General features: G+C 39.3%; 16 protein-coding genes and 1 tRNA gene. All 17 read left to right on the top strand.

What is annotated here, in order from left to right:
- Positions 1-34: 34 nt before the first annotated feature.
- The gene (tuf, locus tag AC1DO4_RS04275) at positions 35-1,222 is read left to right on the top strand and encodes an elongation factor Tu (RefSeq protein ID WP_477413300.1); all 1,188 of its coding nucleotides are present in this window, start codon (positions 35-37) and stop codon (positions 1,220-1,222) included.
- 134 nt (positions 1,223-1,356) lie between these two features.
- A tRNA-Trp gene (locus AC1DO4_RS04270) sits at positions 1,357-1,427 on the top strand.
- A gap of 20 nt (positions 1,428-1,447) precedes the next feature.
- Complete coding sequence (secE, locus tag AC1DO4_RS04265) at positions 1,448-1,642, top strand: preprotein translocase subunit SecE (protein ID WP_477407787.1); 195 nt, start codon at positions 1,448-1,450, stop codon at positions 1,640-1,642.
- A gap of 16 nt (positions 1,643-1,658) precedes the next feature.
- On the top strand, positions 1,659-2,201 hold the full coding sequence (gene nusG / locus AC1DO4_RS04260; RefSeq protein WP_290324705.1) for a transcription termination/antitermination protein NusG: 543 nt from the start codon (positions 1,659-1,661) through the stop codon (positions 2,199-2,201).
- A gap of 186 nt (positions 2,202-2,387) precedes the next feature.
- The gene (gene rplK / locus AC1DO4_RS04255; protein WP_184542728.1) at positions 2,388-2,828 is read left to right on the top strand and encodes a 50S ribosomal protein L11; all 441 of its coding nucleotides are present in this window, start codon (positions 2,388-2,390) and stop codon (positions 2,826-2,828) included.
- Between the two features lie 111 nt (positions 2,829-2,939).
- Positions 2,940-3,638: a 50S ribosomal protein L1 gene (gene rplA, locus AC1DO4_RS04250; RefSeq protein ID WP_090642963.1), complete on the top strand. Its 699-nt coding sequence runs from the start codon at positions 2,940-2,942 to the stop codon at positions 3,636-3,638.
- A gap of 2 nt (positions 3,639-3,640) precedes the next feature.
- The gene (rplJ, locus tag AC1DO4_RS04245; RefSeq protein ID WP_477407789.1) at positions 3,641-4,159 is read left to right on the top strand and encodes a 50S ribosomal protein L10; all 519 of its coding nucleotides are present in this window, start codon (positions 3,641-3,643) and stop codon (positions 4,157-4,159) included.
- A 63-nt stretch (positions 4,160-4,222) separates the two neighbouring features.
- Positions 4,223-4,606: a 50S ribosomal protein L7/L12 gene (rplL, locus tag AC1DO4_RS04240; protein WP_073405423.1), complete on the top strand. Its 384-nt coding sequence runs from the start codon at positions 4,223-4,225 to the stop codon at positions 4,604-4,606.
- A 224-nt stretch (positions 4,607-4,830) separates the two neighbouring features.
- On the top strand, positions 4,831-8,634 hold the full coding sequence (gene rpoB, locus AC1DO4_RS04235) for a DNA-directed RNA polymerase subunit beta (RefSeq protein ID WP_477413297.1): 3,804 nt from the start codon (positions 4,831-4,833) through the stop codon (positions 8,632-8,634).
- Between the two features lie 106 nt (positions 8,635-8,740).
- Entirely contained in the window at positions 8,741-13,027 is a 4,287-nt protein-coding gene (gene rpoC, locus AC1DO4_RS04230) for a DNA-directed RNA polymerase subunit beta' (protein WP_477413295.1), read from the top strand.
- A 391-nt stretch (positions 13,028-13,418) separates the two neighbouring features.
- On the top strand, positions 13,419-13,730 hold the full coding sequence (locus AC1DO4_RS04225; protein ID WP_477413293.1) for a DUF3467 domain-containing protein: 312 nt from the start codon (positions 13,419-13,421) through the stop codon (positions 13,728-13,730).
- A 695-nt stretch (positions 13,731-14,425) separates the two neighbouring features.
- Positions 14,426-15,223, top strand: a complete 798-nt coding sequence (locus AC1DO4_RS04220) for a polysaccharide biosynthesis/export family protein (RefSeq protein WP_477413291.1) — start codon at positions 14,426-14,428, stop codon at positions 15,221-15,223.
- Positions 15,224-15,246: 23 nt separating this feature from the next.
- The gene (locus AC1DO4_RS04215) at positions 15,247-17,634 is read left to right on the top strand and encodes a GumC family protein (RefSeq protein ID WP_477413289.1); all 2,388 of its coding nucleotides are present in this window, start codon (positions 15,247-15,249) and stop codon (positions 17,632-17,634) included.
- A 79-nt stretch (positions 17,635-17,713) separates the two neighbouring features.
- The gene (locus tag AC1DO4_RS04210) at positions 17,714-19,258 is read left to right on the top strand and encodes an aldolase catalytic domain-containing protein (RefSeq protein ID WP_477413287.1); all 1,545 of its coding nucleotides are present in this window, start codon (positions 17,714-17,716) and stop codon (positions 19,256-19,258) included.
- A 3-nt stretch (positions 19,259-19,261) separates the two neighbouring features.
- Positions 19,262-19,990 (top strand): 3-deoxy-manno-octulosonate cytidylyltransferase, encoded by a 729-nt coding sequence (locus AC1DO4_RS04205; RefSeq protein WP_477413285.1) that lies wholly within the window; start codon positions 19,262-19,264, stop codon positions 19,988-19,990.
- Positions 19,983-20,606, top strand: coding sequence for an HAD family hydrolase (locus AC1DO4_RS04200; RefSeq protein ID WP_477413283.1), 624 nt, complete (start codon positions 19,983-19,985; stop codon positions 20,604-20,606). The genes AC1DO4_RS04205 and AC1DO4_RS04200 overlap by 8 nt, the downstream gene beginning before the upstream one ends.
- On the top strand, positions 20,606-21,550 hold the full coding sequence (locus AC1DO4_RS04195; RefSeq protein WP_477413281.1) for a hypothetical protein: 945 nt from the start codon (positions 20,606-20,608) through the stop codon (positions 21,548-21,550). The genes AC1DO4_RS04200 and AC1DO4_RS04195 overlap by 1 nt, the downstream gene beginning before the upstream one ends.
- Position 21,551 lies beyond the last annotated feature (1 nt).

Genomic DNA, 21,551 nt, shown 5'->3' with positions numbered 1-21,551 from the left:
AAGTATAAATTAACCTACAAAATAATTATAAATCATGGCAAAAGAAAAGTTTGACCGCAGTAAACCGCACTTAAACATCGGTACAATCGGTCACGTTGACCACGGTAAAACAACCCTTACCGCAGCTATTACTAAAGTATTAGCTGATGCAGGTTTATCAGAAGCCCGTTCATTTGATTCAATTGACTCGGCTCCTGAAGAAAAAGAACGTGGTATCACAATTAACACCGCGCACGTTGAGTATTCAACTGCTAACCGTCACTATGCTCACGTTGACTGTCCAGGTCACGCGGATTACGTGAAAAACATGGTTACCGGTGCTGCTCAGATGGACGGTGCAATCATTGTGGTTGCTGCAACTGATGGTCCGATGCCACAAACCCGCGAACACATCCTGTTAGCTCGCCAGGTAGGTGTACCTGCGCTTGTTGTTTTCATGAACAAAGTTGACATGGTTGATGATCCGGAATTATTAGAATTAGTTGAAATGGAAATTCGTGAATTATTATCATTCTACGAATATCCAGGTGATGATATCCCGGTAATCCAGGGTTCAGCTTTAGGTGGTCTTAACGGCGATCCTAAATGGGTTGGAAAAATCATGGAATTGATGGATGCTGTTGATAGCTTTATTCCAATTCCTCCACGTTTAACTGAGCTTCCTTTCTTGATGCCGGTTGAAGACGTGTTCTCAATCACTGGTCGTGGTACTGTTGCTACCGGTCGTATTGAGCGTGGTGTAATCAACTCAGGTGAGCAGGTTGACATCCTTGGTATGGGTGCCGAAAACCTGAAATCAACTGTAACTGGTGTTGAGATGTTCCGTAAGATCCTTGACAGAGGTGAAGCTGGCGACAACGTAGGTTTGTTGTTACGTGGTATTGAAAAAACCGATATCCGTCGTGGTATGGTTATTTGCAAACCAGGTTCAGTAACTCCACACACCGATTTCAAAGCTGAAGTTTACGTATTATCAAAAGCAGAAGGTGGCCGTCATACTCCATTCTTCAACAAATACCGCCCGCAATTCTATTTCCGTACTACTGACGTAACTGGTGAAATTTCATTAGCCGAAGGTGTAGAAATGGTTATGCCAGGTGATAACGTTACCATCACTGTAAAATTGATCAACGCTATCGCTATGGAAAAAGGCTTACGTTTCGCTATCCGTGAAGGTGGCAGAACAGTAGGTGCCGGCCAGGTAACTGAAATATTGAAATAACCCCCTAACCCCCGCCGGCTGGTGGGGGAACAAGGTTAGGTTGTGGTTAATTTAACACAAAGTACTTAGTCAATTGACTAAGTACTTTGTTAATATTTAAAAGTCCCTTTTGGGGGATTCAGGATTAAAAATACACGGGAATAGTTCAACGGTAGAATAGAGGTCTCCAAAACCTTTGATCAGGGTTCGAATCCTTGTTCCCGTGCATTAAGCAAAGTAGTAAAGATGGCTAACGTAACTGAATATATTAAAGAATCATACATCGAGTTAACTGAGAAGGTAACCTGGCCAACCTGGCGTGAGTTGCAAAGCAGTGCCGTATTGGTACTGGTTGCTGCAATTATCATCGCCATGGTTATTTTAGGTATGGACCAGATCATAGCCTACTTGCTTAAAACATTTTATAGTTCACTAACATAATATTTAGGAGATAGAGATGAGTGATCAATTGAAATGGTATGTGGTGAGAGCCATAAGTGGTAAAGAGAAAAAGGTAAAACAATATATAGATGCCGAAATTAGTCGTTTGGGCATTACGCATTTGGTACCGCAGGTATTAATACCTACAGAAAAATATTACCAGATGCGCGATGGGAAAAAGATAGCAAAAGAGCGTAACTATTTCCCTGGTTATGTATTAATGGAAGCCGTACTTGATGGCGAAACTGAACACATCATCAAAAATATAAACAGTGTAATAGGATTTTTAGGCGATAAAGCCGGTAATGCTATACCACTGCGCCAGGCCGAAGTTAACCGTATTTTAGGTAAGGTTGATGAAATGAGCGCCCAGGGCGAAACAATGAATGTGCCGTATTACATTGGCGAAAGCGTAAAAGTAATGGACGGACCTTTCAACGGATTTAGCGGGGTGATTGAAGAGGTTAACGAAGAAAAAAAGAAATTAAAAGTTATGGTAAAGATATTTGGGCGCCGTACGCCGCTTGAATTGAATTACATGCAGGTAGAGAAAGAATAGTATCAAGTAGTTAGTATCAAGTAACAAGATTTTTTGATAACGATACTGAAAAACGATACGCAAAAATATAAGGATAGGGTAGTAGAGGTCTTGATACTTGATACTAACTACTTGATACCTCTAAAAATCTTAAATGTTACTTAGCTTCCACTTACTAACATTGAGTTATAATTAAAGTAAATTAAAATGGCAAAAGAGATCGGTGCAATGGTAAAGCTGCAGGTTAAAGGCGGCGCCGCAAACCCATCACCTCCAATTGGCCCTGCATTGGGTGCAAAAGGTGTGAACATCATGGAGTTTTGCAAGCAATTTAATGCACGTACCCAGGATAAAGCTGGAAAGGTGTTGCCTGTTTTGATTACTGTTTATGTTGACAAATCTTTCGAATTTATCATCAAAACCCCTCCTGTTGCAATCCAGTTATTGGAAGCAACCGGTTTAAAGAGTGGTTCGGCTGAACCCAACCGTAAAAAAGTTGCCAATGTAAATTGGGAGCAGGTTGAAACTATAGCCAAAGATAAAATGGTAGATCTGAATGCATTTACTGTAGAATCAGCCATGAAAATGGTGGCAGGTACTGCCCGTAGTATGGGAATCACCGTATCAGGTACGGCTCCCTGGAACTAAATTGGTTTCGGATTTCGGATTTTCGATTTCGGATTTTTTTTAAATCTCAAATCTCAGGTCTCAAATCTCAGATCAAAAATTAATTAATTTATACAAAATCAGTTTAAGACAGTGGCTAGATTAACAAAAAATCAAAAAGCGGCACTCTCCAAAATTGAGGCAAACAAATCGTATTCATTAGAAGCTGCATCAGCTTTGGTAAAGGAATTAACCTTAACTAAATTTGATTCATCAGTTGATATAGACGTTCGTTTAGGTGTTGACCCGCGTAAAGCCAATCAAATGGTACGTGGTATTGCAACATTACCTCATGGAACCGGTAAAACTGTACGTGTATTGGTGCTTTGTACTCCTGATAAGGAACAAGAAGCTAAAGATGCAGGCGCGGATTACGTAGGTTTGGATGAATATATTGCCAAGATTGAAGGCGGATGGACTGACGTTGATATTATCATCACTATGCCAAGTGTTATGGCTAAAGTAGGACGTTTGGGTAGAATATTAGGCCCGCGTAACCTTATGCCAAACCCTAAATCAGGAACAGTAACTCCAGAAGTTGGAAAAGCTGTAACTGAGGTAAAAGGTGGTAAAATCGACTTCAAAGTTGATAAAACAGGTATCATCCATACCTCAATAGGAAAAGCATCATTCCCTGCAGATAAAATTTATGAGAATGCATTAGAAGTATTGCAAACTATCTCGAAATTAAAACCATCAGCAGCAAAAGGAACATATTTTAAGAGCATTCATATCTCTTCTACCATGTCTCCGGGAATAACAGTTGAAACTAAATCAGTAGCGGGGATCTAATCATGAATAAAGAAGAAAAATACGACCTTGTTCTTGCCCTTACTGAGCAAATGAAAGAGTACGGTAATTTCTATATTACTGATACCTCTGATCTATCGGTTGCAAAAATCAACGATATCCGTCGTCAGTGTTTCCAGAGTGAAATCACGATGAAAGTAGCAAAAAACAGCTTGATTAAAAAAGCTATGGAAGCTGCAGGTGGCGATTACACTCCAATATTTGATGTATTAAAAGGTTCATCATCAATTCTTTTCTCAAAATCAGCAACTGCTCCGGCAAAGTTGATTAAACAATTAAGGAAAAAAAGTGACAAACCGATTTTAAAAGCAGCTTATATTGATTCAGCAATATTTATTGGCGACAACCAGATCGATACATTGATCAAGTTGAAATCAAAAGAGCAGCTGATTGGCGAAGTTATCGGATTATTGCAATCACCGGCCAAGAACGTTATTTCTGCACTACAATCAGGCGGAAATACTATTGCAGGCCTTGTAAAAACATTACAGGAAAGAGGTTAACGAACACCTTATTAAAGTTCGATATTAAAAAACAAAAAGCATTAAAAGTAAAATTTAAATAAAATGGCGGATTTAAAAGCGTTTGCTGAACAGTTGGTAAACTTAACAGTAAAGGAAGTAAACGAATTAGCTCAGATCTTAAAAGATGAGTATGGTATTGAGCCTGCTGCTGCAGCTGTTGCTGTTGCTGCTGCTCCTGCTGGTGGCGATGATGCCCCTGCTGCTGAAGCAGTACAAACTGCATTTGACGTTATCCTGAAAGAAGCAGGCGGCGCTAAATTAGCAGTTGTTAAATTAGTAAAAGACTTAACTGGCTTAGGTTTGAAAGAAGCTAAAGATCTTGTTGACGGTGCACCAAAAGAAGTTAAAACTGGTGTAACTAAAGAAGAAGCTGAATCTTTGAAAAAACAATTAGAAGAAGCTGGAGCAGTAGTTGAGGTTAAATAAGTTAACCCAATAAAATATAGCATGAGACTCCGACCTATTTTGGTCGGGGTCTATTGCTGTTTATAAAGGTTTGGATATCAGATGCCAGATATGAGATGTGAGATATGAGATTTTTGACGGTTAAACTTATAGCCGCCAGCCTTCTGCAACATATTCGGTCTCACATCTCTTATTTCAGATCTCACATCTACAAAAGTTTATTAATAAACTAAAAATTAAACACCTTGGCAAACAACATTAATCAAAGAGTAAACTTTGCAACCAGTAGAAAGGTACTTGATTACCCCGATTTCCTGGATGTTCAGTTACAATCTTTCCAGGAATTTTTTCAATTGGAAACCACCTCAGACAACCGCTATAAAGAAGGTTTGTTTAAAGTGTTTGCTGAAAATTTTCCTATCTCAGATTCAAGGAACATCTTCGTTTTAGAGTTTCTGGATTACTTTATTGATCCGCCACGTTATGATATACAAGAGTGTATTGAGCGCGGATTAACTTATAGCGTACCATTAAAAGCCAAGCTTCGCCTGTCATGTAATGATGAGGAGCACGAGGATTTTGAAACAATTGTACAGGATGTGTACCTGGGAACTATCCCTTACATGACCCCTAAAGGTACATTTGTTATTAACGGTGCCGAGCGTGTAATTGTATCGCAATTACATCGTTCACCAGGTGTATTCTTTGGCCAAAGCCGCCACACCAACGGTACAAAATTATACTCGGCCCGTGTAATACCTTTTAAAGGTTCATGGATTGAGTTTGCAACAGACGTTAACAACGTGATGTATGCTTATATTGACCGTAAAAAGAAATTCCCGGTTACCACGTTACTTCGTGCTATTGGTTATGATTCTGATAAAGATATATTAGAGTTATTTGAACTGGCAGATGAGGTAAAAGTTAGCAAATCTGGTCTGAAGAAATTCATTGGCCGTAAGCTTGCTGCAAGGGTACTTAAAAAATGGGTTGAAGATTTCGTGGATGAGGATACCGGTGAAGTGGTATCTATCGACCGTAATGAGATCATCCTTGAGCGTGAAACCGTACTGGAAGATGACCATATTGATATGATCATTGATGCTGGCGTTAAAACCATCATCCTTAACAAGGAAGATGCTTCAACCAGCGGTGATTATACTATTATATATAACACTTTACAAAAAGATACTTCAAACTCCGAAAAAGAAGCGGTTGAGCATATCTACCGTCAATTGCGTAACGCCGAACCACCTGATGAGGAAACTGCACGTGGTATTATCGATCGTTTATTCTTCTCGGATAAAAGATATGACCTGGGCGATGTGGGCCGTTACCGCATCAACCGTAAGCTGAAATTAAATACCTCTGATGAAACTAAGGTATTAACCAAGCAGGATATTATCGCCATTGTAAAATATCTGATCAAACTGATCAACTCAAAAGCCGAGGTGGATGATATTGATCACTTGTCAAACCGTCGCGTTCGTACAGTAGGTGAGCAGTTATATGCTCAGTTTGGTGTAGGTTTAGCCCGTATGGCACGTACCATACGTGAGCGTATGAACATCCGTGACAACGAGGTATTTACCCCGACCGACCTGATCAATGCGCGTACATTATCATCTGTGATCAACTCGTTCTTCGGAACTAACCAGTTATCACAGTTCATGGACCAAACCAATCCACTGGCAGAGATCACGCATAAGCGTCGTCTGTCAGCCCTTGGGCCCGGCGGTCTGTCGCGTGAGCGTGCAGGTTTCGAGGTTCGTGACGTACACTATACCCACTACGGTAGGTTATGTACAATTGAAACTCCGGAAGGACCAAACATTGGTTTGATATCTTCACTTTGTGTACATGCCAAGATCAATAACTTAGGTTTTATCGAAACCCCGTACAAACGAGTGGTTGAAGGTAAGGTACAGGTTGATGAGGCGGTTATCTACTTATCTGCCGAGGATGAGGATGGTAAAACAATTGGCCAGGCAAACGCGCATTATGATGATAAAGGTGTATTTGCATTACCAAAAGTAAAAGCACGTTTTGAAGGTGACTTCCCGATTATCGAGCCCGAAAGGCTGGATTTAATGGATATCGCTCCAAACCAGATCACTTCTATCGCGGCTTCATTAATTCCGTTCCTGGAACATGATGATGCTAACCGTGCATTGATGGGATCAAACATGCAACGCCAGGCTGTACCTTTGTTACGCCCTGAAGCGCCGATTGTTGGTACCGGATTGGAAGGTCGTGTTGCAAAAGATTCACGTACACTAATCAATGCCGAAGGCGATGGTGTGGTTGAATATGTTGACGCGAACGAGATCCGTATTAAATATGACCGTAACGAGCTTGACCGCCTGATATCATTTGATGGCGATTCAAAAAGCTACCGTTTAACCAAGTTCAAGAAAACTAACCAGAGTACTACCATGAACCTTAAGCCTATTGTTAAAAAAGGCCAAAGGGTATCAAAAGGCGAAGTGCTTTGCGAGGGTTATGCTACACAGGCAGGTGAACTTGCCCTGGGCCGTAACCTCAAAGTAGCTTTCATGCCTTGGCAGGGTTACAACTTTGAGGATGCGATTGTAATATCTGAGCGCGTTGTATCACAGGATATTTTCACTTCACTTCACGTTGAAGAGTTTGAGCTGGAAGTACGTGATACCAAGCGTGGCGAAGAAGAATTAACACCCGATATCCCTAACGTATCAGAAGAAGCTACCAAAGATTTGGACGAAGACGGTATTATCCGTGTAGGTGCCGAAGTTAAGGAAGGCGATATCCTGATTGGTAAGATCACTCCGAAAGGCGAATCTGACCCATCCCCGGAAGAAAAACTGTTACGCGCCATTTTTGGGGATAAAGCAGGCGATGTTAAGGATGCATCTTTAAAAACTCCGCCGTCAATTGCCGGTGTGGTTATTGATACCAAATTGTTTAGCCGTGCCAAGAAAACGTCGAAAGCCGAAGAAAAAGCACAGTTAGAGAAGTTGGATAACAAACATGATAAAGCTGTAAAAGATCTTAAAAATACTTTGATCGAAAAGTTATTTGAGATTGTGAACGGTAAAACATCACAAGGTGTTTACAATGTTTACAAAGAGCTGCATGTACCTAAAGGTGTTAAATTTACCCAGAAAATTTTAGTTGAGCTTAATTACGAAAACATTAACCCAACTAAATGGACAACTGATGATGATAAAAACGACCAGATAAAAACCTTACTTCATAACTATAACATTAAAGTTAATGAAGAGCTGGGCGCTTACCGTCGCGATAAATTTGCTATCAGTGTTGGTGATGAACTGCCATCGGGTATTGTTCAAATGGCTAAAGTTTACATTGCTAAAAAGCGTAAGCTTAAAGTAGGTGATAAAATGGCTGGTCGTCACGGTAATAAGGGTATTGTTGCGCGTATTGTACGTGATGAGGATATGCCTTTCCTTGAAGACGGAACACCGGTTGATATTGTGTTGAACCCGCTGGGTGTACCTTCACGTATGAACTTAGGGCAGATATACGAAACCGTATTAGGTTGGGCAGGTAAAGAGTTGGGCATTAAATTCGCTACGCCGATTTTTGATGGTGCAAGCCATACAGAAGTAGAAGAGTGGGTTAAAAAGGCAAACTTACCAGAATCTGGCCGTACCTATTTATACAATGGCCTAACCGGCGACAGATTTGACCAGCAAACCACAGTAGGTATCATATACATGCTGAAACTTGGTCACATGGTTGATGATAAGATGCACGCACGTTCAATTGGGCCATACTCATTAATTACACAACAGCCATTGGGTGGTAAAGCCCAGTTTGGTGGTCAGCGTTTTGGTGAGATGGAGGTTTGGGCACTTGAAGCATTCGGTGCAGCAAACATACTGCAGGAAATATTAACCGTTAAATCGGATGATGTTATCGGCCGTGCCAAAACTTACGAGGCTATTGTTAAAGGTGAAAACCTGCCAACACCATCGGTTCCTGAATCATTCAACGTATTGGTTCATGAGTTAAGAGGTTTAGGTTTAGATATCACATTGGAATAAGGTTAAAGCTTAAAGGCTAAAGGTGAAAGGTTTAAGGCGTAATGTCAAAAACCTTTTGCCTTTCACCTTTTACCTTTCACCTCAACTTTAAAAAAACAAGGAGACTATGTCTTACAAAAAGGATAATAAAATCAAAAGTAATTTCACCACAATTACTATCAGCCTGGCCTCTCCCGAGTCCATTCTTGAGCGTTCAAGTGGTGAGGTTTTAAAACCAGAAACCATCAACTACAGGACCTACAAGCCTGAGCGTGATGGTTTATTCTGCGAGCGTATTTTTGGTCCGGTTAAAGATTATGAGTGCCATTGCGGTAAATACAAACGTATCCGTTACAAAGGGATTGTTTGTGACCGTTGCGGTGTTGAAGTAACCGAAAAGAAAGTACGCCGTGAGCGCATGGGCCACATTAACCTTGTAGTTCCTGTTGCACACATCTGGTATTTCCGTTCGTTGCCAAATAAAATTGGTTACTTACTGGGCTTACCAACAAAACGGTTAGACTTAATTATTTACTACGAGCGTTACGTAGTAATACAACCAGGTATTAAAGAAGCAGACGGAATCAACAAAATGGATTTCCTTACTGAAGAAGAATACCTTGACGTATTAGATACCCTTCCGAAAGAAAACCAATACCTTGATGACAAAGATCCTCAGAAATTTGTTGCCAAAATGGGTGCCGAGGCTTTGGAAGAATTATTAAAACGCCTTGATTTGGATGAGCTTTCATTTAGCTTACGCCACCAGGCAGCAAACGAAACTTCGCAACAACGTAAAAACGAAGCGTTAAAACGTTTACAGGTTGTTGAGGCTTTCCGTGATGCAAAAACCAGGATCGAGAATAACCCTGAGTGGATGATCGTTAAGATCGTTCCTGTTATCCCGCCTGAGTTGCGTCCGTTAGTGCCTTTAGAAGGTGGTCGTTTTGCAACTTCAGATTTGAATGACCTTTACCGCCGTGTAATTATCCGTAACAACCGTTTAAAACGTTTGATCGAGATAAAAGCGCCGGAAGTTATTTTACGTAACGAAAAACGTATGTTACAGGAAGCTGTAGATTCGTTATTTGATAACTCACGTAAAGTTAACGCTGTTAAAACAGAAGGTAACCGTGCTTTGAAATCACTTTCGGATATTTTGAAAGGTAAGCAGGGCCGTTTCCGTCAAAACTTATTAGGTAAACGTGTGGATTATTCTGCCCGTTCGGTAATTGTTGTAGGGCCAAACCTTAAATTACACGAGTGCGGTTTACCAAAAGATATGGCTGCCGAGCTGTTTAAACCATTTATCATCCGCAAAATGATTGAGCGTGGTGTGGTTAAAACAGTAAAATCTGCCAAAAAGATTGTTGACCGTAAAGACCCGTTAGTTTGGGACATTTTGGAAAACGTATTGAAAGGACACCCTGTATTACTAAACCGTGCGCCAACGCTGCACAGGTTAGGTATCCAGTCGTTCCAGCCAAAATTGGTTGAAGGTAAAGCGATTCAATTGCACCCCTTAACCTGTACAGCATTCAACGCGGATTTTGACGGTGACCAGATGGCTGTTCACGTACCACTTGGTAACGCGGCAATTTTGGAAGCCCAGGTATTGATGCTTGCATCGCACAACATTTTGAATCCTGCAAACGGTACTCCTATTACCGTACCATCACAGGACATGGTGCTTGGTTTGTACTACATAACCAAAGGCCGTAAAACTGATGAAGGACGTATTGTAAAAGGCCAGGGTTTAACTTTTTACTCTGCCGAAGAAGTAATTATTGCATACAACGAAAGAAAGATTGATCTGCACGCCTTTATCAAGGTTAAGGCTTTTATTAAAGATCGTGATGGAAAAATTGTAAGCAAAATCATTGATACTACAGTAGGTCGCGTGTTGTTTAATCAGCATGTGCCGGTTGAGGTAGGTTATATCAACGAATTACTAACCAAAAAATCACTGCGTGATATTATTGGTGAAGTAGTGAAAATTACCGGTATGGCACGTGCGGCCCAGTTCCTTGATGATATTAAGGAATTAGGTTTCAAAATGGCATTCCAGGGTGGTTTATCATTTAACCTGAAGGATATTAATATCCCTGCAGAAAAAGTTACACTGATTGAAACAGCTTCTAAGCAAGTTGAAGAGGTAATGGGTAACTATAATATGGGTTTCATCACCAACAACGAGCGTTATAACCAAATTATCGATATCTGGACACGTATCAACAACCGCTTAACAGCGAATGTGATGGACATCCTGAGCAACGATAACCAGGGCTTTAACTCGGTGTACATGATGCTTGATTCGGGTGCGCGTGGTTCTAAAGAGCAGATCCGTCAGCTTGCAGGTATGCGTGGTTTGATGGCTAAGCCTCAAAAATCAGGTTCAGGTGGCGAGATCATTGAAAATCCGATCCTTTCAAACTTTAAAGAAGGTTTGTCGGTATTAGAGTACTTCATTTCAACCCACGGTGCGCGTAAAGGTTTGGCGGATACAGCGTTAAAAACTGCAGATGCTGGTTACTTAACCCGTAGGTTACATGATGTTGCCCAGGATATGATTGTTGGTATGGTTGATTGCGGTACTTTAAGAGGTATTTATACAACTGCGTTAAAAGACAACGAGGATATTGTTGAGCCATTATATGACCGTATCTTAGGTCGTACCACTTTACATGATGTTCATGACCCTATCACCAACGAATTGTTGGCACATGCAGGTCAGGATATTACTGAAGAGATTGGTAAAAAGATCGAGAACTCGCCATTAGAAGGTATTGAAATTCGTTCGGTATTAACATGCGAAAGCAAACGCGGTGTGTGCGCGTTATGCTACGGTCGTAACCTTGCAAGCGGTAAACGCGTGCAAAAAGGAGAAGCTGTTGGTGTAATTGCTGCACAGTCAATCGGTGAGCCGGGTACACAGTTAACACTGCGTACATTCCACGTGGGTGGTACCGCATCAAACATTGCTGCCGAATCACAGATTAACGCAAGATTTGATGGTATCATTGAGTTTGAAAACGTACGTACCGTTCAATACAAAACCGAAGAAGGTTTAGTTGACGTGGTGTTAGGCCGTTCGGGCGAGTTCCGTATAGTTGAGCAGGGCAGTAACAAAGTAATTGTTACTAACAATATTCCTTACGGTTCATATCTGTACATTCAGGATGGCAGTAAGGTAACCAAAGGCGACCGTATCTGTTCATGGGATCCGTACAATGCGGTTATTATATCCGAGTTTGCAGGTTTAACACAGTTTGATGCTGTATTAGAGGGTATCACTTTCCGTGAAGAATCTGATGAGCAAACAGGCCACCGCGAAAAAGTAATCATCGATACCAGGGATAAAACTAAAAACCCTGTAATCCAAATAACTGATACAAAAGGTAACGTAATAAAAGGATATAACATTCCTGTAGGTGCACACATTGCCGTTGAAGAAGGCGAAAAACTGCAAACCGGACAGGTTATTGCCAAGATCCCTCGTTCAACTGGCAAAACCCGGGATATCACCGGTGGTTTACCACGTGTAACCGAGTTGTTTGAAGCACGTAACCCATCTAACCCGGCTGTAGTAACCGAGATTGATGGTGTGGTGACCTTAGGTGGTATTAAACGTGGTAACCGCGAAATGACCATCGAATCAAAAGATGGCCAGATCAAAAAATACCTTGTTCCATTGTCAAAACACATCCTTGTACAGGATAACGACTTTGTGAAGGCAGGTATGCCTTTATCAGATGGTTCAATATCGCCTGCCGATATCCTGGCTATTAAAGGCCCGGCTGCAGTACAGGAATACCTGGTTAATGGTATACAAGAGGTTTACCGTTTACAAGGTGTGAAGATTAATGATAAACACTTTGAAGTTATTGTTCACCAGATGATGCAGAAAGTAGCTATTGAGGATGCCGGCGATACCCGTTTCCTTGAGCGTGAAGCTGTTGACAGTTGGGATTTCATGACCGAGAATGATGAAATATTTGACAAAAAGGTTGTAGTTGAGCCAGGTGATTCCACCACGCTTAAATCAGGTCAGATAGTATCATTAAGAAGGTTGCGTGATGAGAACTCTATTTTAAAACGTAAAGATTTAAAATTGGTTGAAGTGCGCGATGCAATAGCTGCAACATCAAGCCCGATACTACAGGGTATCACCAGGGCATCATTAGGTACCAAATCGTTTATCTCTGCCGCATCGTTCCAGGAAACTACCAAAGTACTGAATGAAGCTGCAATAGCAGGTAAGAAGGACTTAATGCTTGGCTTGAAAGAGAACGTTATTGTAGGTCACCTGATTCCTTCTGGTACAGGTTTACGCGAGTACGAAAATATCCGTGTAGGCTCACAGGAAGAGTTTGACCGCTTAATGGCTTCAAAAGCTGAAGAAGTAGAAGCATAATTTTAAGCTTCGAAATTATACCAAGCCCTTGGCGCAGCCGAGGGCACTGAAAAAGTCCTTTAGGATTACAGAGGGTTTCGTACAAGTAAAATAGAGGCTCTGAGAATCGTCTATACGAAAGTGCTTTTCACCACCTATCCGAATAGGCCAAACAAAAAGAGGCTGTTTTCTATGTTGAAAACAGCCTCTTTTGATAAATACCTGCTTTTTCAGTGCCCTCGCGTAACCGGGGGCTTTTTTATATAAAAAATTTAATTTAGTTAAAACAAATGGCGGCTTTGCTGGTTCTAGCATCAACTTATTTGGCATAGATGGATTTGCATTGAATAAGGAAAAATAAGTACACCAAAAGACTATGAAGAAAAGTGGGTCTTTTTGGTATTTTAGTAGCATGGAAGAACAAAACGAAAATCAGCTCAATATTGAGCTTTCAGAAGAAATTGCAGAAGGCATTTACTCCAACCTGGCCATCATCACCCATTCAAGCTCGGAATTTGTACTTGATTTTATTCGGGTTATGCCCGGGGTACCCAAGGCAAAAGTGAAATCGCGAATAATTTTAACACCGGAACATGCAAAGCGGCTATTAGCAGCGCTGGAAGACAACATAGAAAAATTTGAAAATTTGAATGGAAGAATTAAAATTCAGCAAGATCCGTCGGGATTTCCCATGGATTTTGGAGGTACTATGGGACAAGCTTGAGAACCCATACATAGCATTAGTAGGCCATAAAATATTTCGAAGATGTTAGAGGATATTTATTCCTATTAGTATACGAAATATGAGTAAAGTATTTATAATCGATTAAATAAGGGGATAAATAGAATATTTATTTTTGGCCTATCTGTAGGCTATAAAGAAACTTTAATAAGGTGGAGTGGTTTGCTCGATTATTAGTTGCCATTAAGTTAATTGTATCGTTGTGCTTTTAAACCATATTAGGGAAGTTTAAGTTTCTGTTTTAAACATTAAGATGGCGTTTGATTATATATGTGATTAGCAGTGTCAATAATCAGAAGCATTTTTGAGAAATTTCATTTACAATTAGTAACTGGATTGTGTCCAAATTTAAATTGCTTCTTTTGATTTAGAACTGGAATATTTAATACAGAGATTCCCTAAAAATGAAATTTTAATTATTACTTTTCTTTTAATTTTTATTAATCGTGTAACTCGGCTACGATGTTAAAAGTCATCGATGATGATCTGCTCATTAAGTATAAAAAATATTTGAAATTGATGTTTTTTTGGGAAGTAAGAATATCTTCTCATTTGTGATTTTTTAATTTATGCCTAGAAAAAAGCGAAAAATTTATTTTTTTTTAATCAATTTAGTATGAATTTGGTATTAACTGAGATTTTTTATTACATTTGCTAAAATCAATCTATCCTTACGAATGAACATTTTTAAAAATAAATTAGCGGCAATTTTTATAGTTTTTGCTATTTCAACAGTGGTTCTATCGTCTTGTAGTACTCCTAAGAACATTACATATTTTAGTAATCTTGCAGATTCGGGAGCTATTAATGGTATTCAATTGGCCGAATATAAAACACCCTTAATTAAGGTTGATGACATCATAGGGGTTAGCATAGAGACTATAGATCCAGCGGTTACAGCAATTGTGAATCAACCCTTGGCTCAATCCGCAGAAACAACTTCTTCACAGGGGCAGCAAAGTGGTAGTGGTTATCTTGTAAATAAAGAAGGTGTTATTGAGTTGCCTTTGATAGGCAAAATAAAAGTAATTGGGCTTACCACTTATCAAGCTGCCGATACAATACAAAAGGTAGCTTCTCAATACCTCAAATCACCAACAGTACAGGTTCGCTTTTTGAATTTCAAAATTACTGTAATTGGAGAGGTGAACAGACCTGCAACATATACAATGCCAAATGAAAAAGTATCTATAATTGACGCCCTAGGCTTGGCTGGAGACCTGACCATTTATGGTAAGAGAGAAAATATACTCGTCATTCATGATATAGATGGGAGAAAGGAATTTAGCAGGATAAATTTAACTTCTGCAAAAGTATTTGAATCGCCCTCTTATTTCCTTAAACAGAACGATGTTGTTTACGTCGAGCCTAATAATGCAAAAAAAGACATCAACAATGCGCCAAATACACGAACCATTACAATTTTGGTGTCTATAGTGTCAGTCTTAGCTCTTATACTCGTTCGATTCAAATAATTTAAAAGATAGCTCCTCATTTCATGTCAAATCTACAAGATCAACATTCAGAAGTAATTTTTGAAAAAGACGATAAAGCTAAAAGTTTTATTTTTACAAATATTTTAGGTAATTGGCCCTGGTTTTTGGTAAGTTTAGTTTTAACCTTGGCCCTGGCGCTGTTTTATTTAAGATACATCACGCCAATATATACTATAACAACCCAGGTTTTAATTAAGGACGACAAATCAACCGGTACCGGATCTGGTGGATTAGCCGATTTGTCTTCCCTTTTTAACCCTACAAGTAATGTGGATAATGAGCAACTAGTCGTTCAGACGCATTATTTAATGGAAAAAGTTGTAAAAGAAATGAACGCAGATATTACCTATTAYGGCAAAGGATTTGTGCGTTCAATGGAATTGTATTCCTCACCATTTAAACTACGTTACATACGTAAAAACGATACTGTTAAGTACAACAACTACGATGTTCAGTTTAACGCTAAAAGCGAAAACTTTATTTTAACCGGTGATAAAGTTAAAATGGATTTGAAATTGGGGCAACCGTTTTTGTTAGACGGTGTTGGTCAAGTTGTTATTGAGAAGTCGGCAGATGTAAAATCTTTAGATGGTAGTTATTCATTTGCCATTTATCCTCTGGAGTCTAAAGTTTACGAGTACATGGGAAGACTAAGTGTGTCAGTACCCATAAAGACAGCTTCGGTAATAGAATTGAGTTTTAATTATTCCTTGCCTCAAAAAGGTGAAGATATTTTAAATAAATTGCTGAATAAATATCAGGAATCAAATTTGAATGATAAAAACCGTATTGCTGACAGCACTATAACTTTTATTGACAGTCGGCTTGCATTCGTCAATAAAGAGTTGAGTAATGTAGAGGGCAAGGTACAATCATTATCGCAAGAGAAAAAAATTATAGATATTCCTGCTCAGGCAAAGGATATGGTTGCGCTCAGCAGCGGATATGTTGAGGAGCTTGGAAAAACAGAAACTCAGATTAAAATATTAAACGATTTAGAAGCATATTTAACGGACGAAGCCAGTAAAAAAAGGGTTTTCCCAAGTGGAACACTTATTCAGGATATTTCTTTTGCCGGCTTAATTGAAAAATATAACTCGTTAATTTTGCAACGCGAAAGACAACTGCTTTCGACTACAGAATCTAACCCCTTTATTGTTAACTTGGATCAGCAGATAGCGGGTTTAAGACTTGATATGCTATCAAATTTAAAGAGCAGCAGACGTTCTTTGTTGATTACAGAAAAGAGTTTACAAAGCAGGGTAAACGCGCTTAATTCAAAWGTTGAAGGCATTCCGCAAACAGCAAGATTGTACCTGGACTTAACTCGGCAACAACAAGTTAAACAAGATCTGTTTGTTTATTTGATGCAAAAAAGAGAAGAAACGGCAATTTCTAAGACCTCTACAATTTCTAACACAAGAGTGATTGATCCACCTAAGGCAAGTGATTTACCAATAAGCCCGAAAAAAGCGGTTGTTCTGTTTTTTGCTATTGTACTCGGATTATTGATCCCTATTATAACATTGCTTGTCATTGACTTCTTTAGTACTAAAGTTAAAAGTCGCGAAGATATTGAGTCGTTAAGCAAGATTCCGATACTGGCAGAAATTAGTCATAATGACTCTCATGAACAGGTGGTAACTCTAAATTCAAGATCTGGTATATCTGAGCAATTTAGGGCAATGCGCGCTAATCTTCAATATTTTTTGACGGGCAAAGGGTGCAAAACTATCTTGATGACTTCGAGTATGTCTGGCGAAGGTAAGTCGTTTATCGCTTTAAATTTGGGTGCTATTTTGGCTATATCAAATAAGAAAGTTTTGTTAATGGAAATGGACCTTAGAAAGCCAACGCTTTCTGCAAAGATTAATTTGGACAATACCTTTGGAGTTAGTAACTACATTTATTCTGATGATCTACAACCAGAAGATATAATAAAACCGTCCGGTATTGACGACAATCTTTTTATAGTAAGTTCAGGTGGTGTTCCTCCAAACCCAGCCGAAACAATTATGAACGATAAGATGGCCGGTTTAATTGAATATTTTAAGACCAAGTTTGATTTCATAATAATGGATTTGCCACCGGTAGGGATGGTGATAGATGCACAGTTAATGATGCCCCTGGCAGATATGACTTTATATCTTGTTCGTCATAAATATACTCAGAAGAGTCAAATAAGAGTTGCTGATGAATTGAAGGAGACAGGCAAGGCAAAAAATATAGCGCTTGTAGTTAACGATATAAAAGTATCCAAGGAATATGGTTACGGTGGCTACGGCTATGGTTATGGTTACGGCTACGGCTACGGTTACGGTTACGGCTACTTTGAAAATGAAACCAAGGAAAATTTGTTTCAACGAATGTTTAAGAAGGATAAAAAGTAATAATTCAGAATAGAGATAATTATATACTTTTTAATAAAGGGAAAAAGGCAGGTTTTTTAAACTAATCAAAAATGTTAATATGATCCAAATTTTAGATTGTACAATTAGGGATGGTGGATATTACACTAATTGGGATTTTGAAAAATCTTTGGTTGATCAGTACATCAGTTCAATGAATAAGTTGCCAGTTGATTATTTAGAGATTGGGTATAGAAGCATTGATTTGGCAGGTTATCATGGAAAGTATTTTTATAATCCATCTTATGAATTAATTGACATAAGGAAAAAGTCAAATAAAAAACTGGTCGTTATCTTAAACGAAAAAGATATACGCGTTGAAGATGTAGATAAAGTATTGACACCCGTTGTAGGAATCATCGATATGGTTCGGATAGCTATAGACCCGGAGAATCTTGATAGGGCCCTATTACTAGCCGAGGCCATAAAGAAAATGGGTTTTGAGGTTGGGTTCAATGTAATGTATATGTCTAAATGGAATCAATTTCCTAAGTTTTTAAGTGAACTTAAATTTGTAAACGGCATAGCTGATTATTTTTATATGGTAGATTCATATGGCGGGGTGTATCCCGAAGATGTGAAAGAAACCATTAAATTAGTTAGAAGCGAGGTGTCATGTAAACTAGGTTTTCATGGGCACAATAACTTAGAGATGGCATTGATAAATTCACTTACTGCTATTGAAAATGGTACAGATATCATCGATTCAACTGTTTGGGGTATGGGACGCGGTGCCGGAAATCTTAAAACCGAGTTATTGCTGTCAGTGTTGAACACCAAATATGATCTGGCCGTTGATTTTAATGCTCTTGGGGATGTGGTGAGCGAATTTGATGGATTGTTAAATAAATATCAATGGGGCACTAATTTACCATACATGATATCCGGGTCTAATTCTTTGCCGCAAAAGGATGTGATGGATTGGGTTACTACTCGTTTTTATTCGTTTAACAGTATAATTCAAGCGTTACAAAATCAAAAGGAAAAGGTAAAGGATAATGAAAAGCTGAAAGTTTTTGAACCATTGGATTCATCTAAGGAGGTACTGATTGTGGCCGGGGGGAAAAGTGCGTCAGAACACTCCCAGGCTGTTTTGGAGTTTGTGAAAAGCAGACCTGACATCACTGTTATTCATGCCAGTTCAAAATATGCACCTAAATATAAAGATTTAAAAAGCAGGCAAATTTTTTGTTTAGTTGGTAACGAAGGTCGGAGTATGGAAAAGGTATTCGACGATTTTGGTGATTTCGACGGAATTACAATATTACCTCCCTTTCCGCGTAAAATGGGAACTTATGTGCCCGAGCTTGTTTATGATCGCACTTATGAGTTAAGTTCAATAGATTTTACAAAATCTTATAAAGATTCGCATACAGCGCTTGCATTACAAACAGCATTGGCTTTAAATGCAGAAAAAATTTATCTTATTGGCTATGATGGTTACCAAGATATGCCAGTTTCTGTTAAGGAAAGAACGTTGACCCTGGAAAATGAGCATTTGTTTTCCTCCTTTATCGAAAGTAACAGCGATGTGGAATTATACACACTTATCACATCAAATTATAAACTTCTAAAAGAGAAATCGTTATATAGCTTGATTGATTAAAATATGAATTTTATAGTAGTAATACCTGCAAGATACAAATCTTCCCGTTTTCCTGGAAAGCCTTTAGTCGAAATTGCGGGTAAGTCAATGCTTTTAAGGACCTATGAGCAATGTATAAAAGCTGTTGATAAGAATCTTGTTTATGTAGCGACAGAAGATCAGCGTATTGTTGATCATTGCGATGCCCATGGGATGAATGTCCTTTTAACTTCAGATAATTGTTTAACTGGAACGGACAGGCTTGCAGAAGTTTCCAATATTATTAAAGCGGATTATTACATTAACGTTCAGGGTGATGAGCCTGTTTTTGATCCCAATGATATTTTAAAGGTATTAACTCAGATTGAACAGGGTAGCGAGGAAATCATAAATGGGTTTTGCGCGATAGAAACGGAGGAACAGTATCGCAGTGCGTCGATCCCAAAAGTGGTATTTAGACCAGATGGACGATTACTATACATGTCAAGAAGCCCTATTCCTGGGAATAAGGCATTTGAATTTGTTAAAGGGTGGAGGCAGGTATGCATCTATTCCTTCCCCGCTAAGGCGCTAAACAAATTTGCAGAAACTCAAACTAAACTGCCTTTGGAAAACGAAGAGGATATAGAAATTTTGCGGTTTTTGGAATTAGGTTTTGAGGTAAGGATGATTGAGTTGTCAAGCCACTCAATTGCTGTTGATAATCCTGAAGATGTGATAAAAGTTACGAATAGATTGTTGAACGATGCTTGAGCAGTATAAGGTCATCCTTTGGGATTTTGATGGAGTAATAATGGACTCAATGCCAATAAGGGGAATGGGCTTTGAAAAGGTATTGGCAGATTTTCCGGCAGAGCAAATTAAAGACTTACTTGCATACCACGAGCAAAATGGTGGCTTATCTCGCTACCATAAATTCCGGTATTTTTTCAATACCATCCGCAACGAGGAGATCACCGATGAACAGGTGAACGATCTGGCCAAATCTTTCAGCGAGATCATGCTGTCATTACTGATCAACGAAGAATTGCTGATCATGGATTCGGTAGGATTTATTCGCAAAAATTTGAATAAATACGAAATGCACGTGGTTTCGGGATCTGACGGTAATGAGTTGCGCAAAATTACATCGGAATTGGATTTGGCTAAATTCTTTAAGAGTGTTAACGGATCACCAACGCCGAAAAAACAGATCGTAGCCGATCTGCTGACGCAATATGGCTATGATAAATCAACAGTAGCGCTAATCGGCGACTCCAAAAACGATTACGAGGCTGCCGCTGTGAACGGCATCGACTTTATTGGTTACAACAATCTGAAAATGAGTGAACTGGCATTAATCTACATTCATCAATTCAGCGATTTGTAATGGCGGAAGAAAGGCATTTAATAACGGTAATTAAAAAACCAACAGATAAGGTTGAGTTGCTTAGCATCATCGATCATTATAAGCCCCAAAAAATATCTGTGGTGACGTACAAAGATTTTTCGCGCATTAACAGTGCCGACGTTGCCAAATGGTTTACCGATATCGATGTAATACCTTCGTTTTACGAAATAGATCGGGAAGGGCTTACGGCCGAAAAGTTTATTGATTTTTTAGATACCCTGCAACCTTACCAGGTACTGGCATTGCCTATAGGTAACTTACGTGCCTTTTATAAATGTGTGCCGGTCTTGAGGCGAAAAAGAGGCAAGGATCTGACTATAGTTCATATATCTGACGGCGTTATCGATGCATTTCAGCTTTTTCAGTTTTGCGTGGCATTAAGAGGTAATGGTTTAAAGGGTTTCATGAAAGCCTTTTACTCGTACTTTGAATATAAAAAGGCCTTAGCCGATACTTGTTTCTTTCAATTGTATCCACTTAAGGCCGCCTTGGCAAAGGATACTTTACCGGTTCTGACCTCAAAACCCGCGGAGATCCCTGAAGAAATCAGGCAGAAACTGGCCGATAACCGGGTAGACACATTGTTGTTGCCCGGCTGGGGCGAAACCGTTGAGACATTGCTTGAGGCTTTTCCGGAAGTGAAAAACTACTGCGCTACAACCAAGGAACTAAAAATGTATATCAACCGCGAGTATTTTGAGCTGGAAGATTACATCACAGGCGAGGACGTTATTAAATCGGGGATCGTAAAGCAAATTGTGGGGACCGCTTCGTCGGCGGTATATTTTGCAAAGCTTTATGATAAAAACATTGGTTGCAAGGTTTTGCTGAACGGTGTGCTGAATAAAACATACGGCAGCTTATATGAAAAGATCTTTAAGCTTAATGGCGAGAAACTCAGCATAGAGTTCAAGATCAAATAAC

Source organism: Mucilaginibacter sp. P5_A6, from assembly GCF_056400585.1.
The sequence above is the reverse complement of the archived record's forward strand: the minus strand, read 5'-3'. Positions and strand labels throughout refer to the sequence as shown.

Excerpts from the sequence above, each read along its gene's own strand:
- tuf (WP_477413300.1), top strand. The coding sequence starts at position 35 with ATGGCAAAAGAAAAGTTTGACCGCAGTAAACCGCACTTAAACATCGGT.
- secE (WP_477407787.1), top strand. The coding sequence starts at position 1,448 with ATGGCTAACGTAACTGAATATATTAAAGAATCATACATCGAGTTAACT.
- nusG (WP_290324705.1), top strand. The coding sequence starts at position 1,659 with ATGAGTGATCAATTGAAATGGTATGTGGTGAGAGCCATAAGTGGTAAA.
- rplK (WP_184542728.1), top strand. The coding sequence starts at position 2,388 with ATGGCAAAAGAGATCGGTGCAATGGTAAAGCTGCAGGTTAAAGGCGGC.
- rplJ (WP_477407789.1), top strand. The coding sequence starts at position 3,641 with ATGAATAAAGAAGAAAAATACGACCTTGTTCTTGCCCTTACTGAGCAA.
- rplL (WP_073405423.1), top strand. The coding sequence starts at position 4,223 with ATGGCGGATTTAAAAGCGTTTGCTGAACAGTTGGTAAACTTAACAGTA.
- rpoC (WP_477413295.1), top strand. The coding sequence starts at position 8,741 with ATGTCTTACAAAAAGGATAATAAAATCAAAAGTAATTTCACCACAATT.
- AC1DO4_RS04225 (WP_477413293.1), top strand. The coding sequence starts at position 13,419 with ATGGAAGAACAAAACGAAAATCAGCTCAATATTGAGCTTTCAGAAGAA.
- AC1DO4_RS04220 (WP_477413291.1), top strand. The coding sequence starts at position 14,426 with ATGAACATTTTTAAAAATAAATTAGCGGCAATTTTTATAGTTTTTGCT.
- AC1DO4_RS04210 (WP_477413287.1), top strand. The coding sequence starts at position 17,714 with ATGATCCAAATTTTAGATTGTACAATTAGGGATGGTGGATATTACACT.
- AC1DO4_RS04205 (WP_477413285.1), top strand. The coding sequence starts at position 19,262 with ATGAATTTTATAGTAGTAATACCTGCAAGATACAAATCTTCCCGTTTT.
- AC1DO4_RS04200 (WP_477413283.1), top strand. The coding sequence starts at position 19,983 with ATGCTTGAGCAGTATAAGGTCATCCTTTGGGATTTTGATGGAGTAATA.
- AC1DO4_RS04195 (WP_477413281.1), top strand. The coding sequence starts at position 20,606 with ATGGCGGAAGAAAGGCATTTAATAACGGTAATTAAAAAACCAACAGAT.